Genomic DNA, 628 nt, shown 5'->3' with positions numbered 1-628 from the left:
AGTACTCATCAAGTACGCGGCGAGTTTCGCGGCCAATCAACTCATACTCGTGGTGAGTTAGGTTAGCGAGTGACACACGTACCGATGCGTGTACCACATCGAAGCCTTTACCAGGAAGCAAGATAACACCGGTTTCGTGAGCAAGGCGGAACAAGAAGTCTTTACCCTTGTTGCTTGCTTTGAACCACTCAACGAACTCGTCGCCGTAAAGCTTGCCACCTAGAGTGTCTAGCTCTAGTAGCGTGTAGTAATCCACACGGTCTTTGTCTTCTTCAACAGTAATGCCCATGTTTTCGTAAAGCGTGTTGAAGCGCTCACGGATGATGCGTTTACAAGCGTCTTTGTACTTGTCTTCTAGGTCCATTAGGCAGTTTAGAGAGAACATTGCCATTTGAACTTGTTGTGGTAGCGATAGACCCGCAGTGTGGTTTAGTGCTACGGCACGGCTGTCCGCAACGATGCGGTCGATGAACTTAATGTCACGCGGTGTTGGAGTCAGTGTTTTGTAACGGTCATCAAGCTGAAGCTGCTGTGCTTCTGGTAGTGCACGCATCGCATCATCAAACACGTTGTTGTCTTGAATCGCGATAGTACCTAGACGCCAGCCTGTTGCACCGAAGTATTTTGA

At 48.7% G+C, this 628-nt stretch carries 1 protein-coding gene; it reads right to left on the bottom strand.

Going from position 1 to position 628, the window contains the following annotated elements:
* The coding region (locus TZ48_RS23475; RefSeq protein ID WP_162674705.1) for an aminotransferase class I/II-fold pyridoxal phosphate-dependent enzyme at positions 1–628 on the bottom strand (628 nt) is incomplete at both ends.

The organism is Vibrio variabilis (assembly GCF_003263785.1).
Taxonomy (GTDB): domain Bacteria; phylum Pseudomonadota; class Gammaproteobacteria; order Enterobacterales; family Vibrionaceae; genus Vibrio; species Vibrio variabilis.
This window is presented reverse-complemented; position numbering and strand designations above follow the sequence as displayed.